The sequence below is a fragment of the Herbaspirillum sp. B65 genome, assembly GCF_000333555.1.
Lineage (GTDB): Bacteria > Pseudomonadota > Gammaproteobacteria > Burkholderiales > Burkholderiaceae_D > Herbaspirillum > Herbaspirillum rubrisubalbicans.
Window position 1 is genome coordinate 1 of the sequence record NZ_BADI01000792.1, and the last position, 2,286, is coordinate 2,286.

Genomic DNA, 2,286 nt, shown 5'->3' on the forward strand with positions numbered 1-2,286 from the left:
GCACACTGCTGGGCAACACGGTCAGGTTGGGCAGCACCAGCCCCAGCCCGAAGCCGCCAGCCAGCATGACCGAAAGCAGGAAGCCATTGCCGGTATTGCGATCGCTCAGTACCACACCCAGACAGGAAGCGGCGATCAAGGCAAAACCCAGGTTCATCATCAGGTTGGGATTGGGAATGCGGGTGATGAGGCGGCCATTGACGATGCTGGCCACGGTGATACAGGCCACCAGCGGCGTAATCAACAGCCCCGCTTCCCGCGGGCTCAGGCCAAAGCCGCCCTGGAACAGCAAGGGCGCATACATCAGCAGCGAAAACATGGCAAAGCCCGCCAGCAGCGACAGCAGGAACAGGCTGGCCAGCGCACGGTCACGCAGCATCTCGACGGGCAGGATGGCTTGTGCTGCGCGCTGCTCCCACTTCCACAATGCATAGAAGGCCGCCACCGAGAGCGCCAGCAAGGCCATCATGCCACCCGTGATGCCACGCTTGGGCAAGAGCTCCAGCAGCAACTGCAGACTACCCAGCGAGAGCGAGATCAACAGCGCGCCAGGCCAGTCCAGACGCATCTTGCCGGCATGGTGCATGTGACGGATATGCGGCACGAAGCGCCAGACGAAGAACAGGGAAATCACGCCGACGGGCAGGTTACAGTAGAACACCCAGCGCCAGCCCAGCCCCTCGGTCAGGAAGCCGCCCAGCGAAGGCCCCACGGCAGTGGCAATACCGAAGGATGCCGACAGGATGACCTGCCAGCGCAGCCGCACCCGCGGATCGGGAAACAGATCGGCAATGGAAGCAAAACAGGTTCCCACCAGCATCCCGCCGCCGATGCCCTGCAAGCCCCGCGCCAGCACCAGGAACAACATGCTGTTGGCCATGCCGCACAAAGCCGAGGCGCCTACGAAGACGATGATGGAAGCGATCACGAAGGGCTTGCGACCGAAGTAGTCGCCCAGCCGCCCGAAGATGGGCACAGTGATCACCGAGGTCAGCAGGTAGGCCGTGGCGACCCAGGCGTAGAGCTCGAAGCCCTTCAGTTCGGCCACGATGGTGGGCAGTGCCGTGCCCACGATGGTCTGGTCCAAGGCCACCAGCATGATGACGAAACAGATGCCCAGCGTAGCCAGCAGGGATTCGCGGAACGGCAGGACTTGACCGCTGGAGTGCGCGGCATCGGTGTGTAAGGCCATGTTGCGAGGAATGGATCTCAGGAAGTAGCGCGCTTGCGCCAATCCGCTATTTTAGCGCCGTGTGGGTCGGCTTGCCGGGACCCTCACAGCAGCAGTTCGTAGCGCTGCTCGTTGAGCTTGACGCCCCAATGCGAGCCGATGCGCTCTTCGGTGAGCACGAAACCGTGACGTTGATAGAGCGCATTGGCCGCGTGCAAGCCCTCGAAACTCCACAGGTAGATCGAGGGAAAATCGCAGTCGGCGCAAAACGCCAGAGCCTCACTCAGCAGCGCATCGCCCACGCCGCGCCCGCGCAGTTTTTCGGAAGCGATGAACCAGCGCAGCCAGGCACCCTGCTGCTGGGCGTGCTGACCGTCGATGGTCAATGAACCTTCGACGCGGCCGTGGACGGTGGCCGTCCAGAAGCCGTCGCGACGGTCGTCGTAGCGGCTCATGAAGGCGGTCAGCTCGGTGGTGATGCGGGCTTCGAAGTAGACCCCGAAGCTCCAGTTCTCGGTGTAGTAGGCCGCGTGCAGTTGTGCGACCCGCCCGATGGCGCCTGGCAGATAGCCGCGCCGGATGTGGATGTCGTCCATGGCTTGCCTCCCCGAAGTGGGCGGCGCCGGCCTTGGTACCGCCATGCCGTGCAGGCGCACGGCCATGGCGGTCTGCCGCAGGCTCAGTCGCCAGCGATGGTCATGTTTTCCAGCAGGATGGAGCCGGTTTCCTTGGAGCCGCGAATGAGCGTGTCGTTACCTACGGCCACGATCTGGCGCAGCATTTCCTTCATGTTGCCGGCGATGGTGATTTCTTCCACCGGATACTGGATCACGCCATTCTCGACCCAGTAACCCGAGGCGCCTCGCGAATAGTCGCCGGTGACGTAGTTCACGCCCTGCCCCATCAGCTCGGTCACCAGCAGGCCCGTGCCCATCTTCTTCAACATGCCCTTGAAGGTGTCGGCGCGGGTGGTCAGTTTCGAGGTCAGCGTCAGGTTGTGCGAGCCACCGGAGTTGCCGGTGGTCTGCATCCCCAGCTTGCGGGCCGAATAGGTGGACAGGAAATAGCCCTGCACCACACCATCCTTGACCACTTCGCGCTGACGGTGCGCCCCC

3 protein-coding genes are annotated in these 2,286 nt (G+C 63.2%); all 3 read right to left on the minus strand.

Annotated elements, in window-relative coordinates; genetic code table 11:
• Positions 1-1,192 (minus strand): MFS transporter (locus I5W_RS18915; RefSeq protein ID WP_044530396.1); only part of this gene is annotated, 1,192 nt, incomplete at its 3' end.
• Between the two features lie 83 nt (positions 1,193-1,275).
• Entirely contained in the window at positions 1,276-1,833 is a 558-nt protein-coding gene (locus I5W_RS18920) for a GNAT family N-acetyltransferase (RefSeq protein ID WP_252717110.1), read from the minus strand.
• Between the two features lie 17 nt (positions 1,834-1,850).
• On the minus strand, positions 1,851-2,286 hold a 436-nt coding region (locus tag I5W_RS18925; protein WP_252717111.1), incomplete at its 5' end, for a metallopeptidase TldD-related protein.

Excerpts from the sequence above, each read along its gene's own strand:
- I5W_RS18920 (WP_252717110.1), bottom strand. The coding sequence starts at position 1,833 with ATGGCCGTGCGCCTGCACGGCATGGCGGTACCAAGGCCGGCGCCGCCC.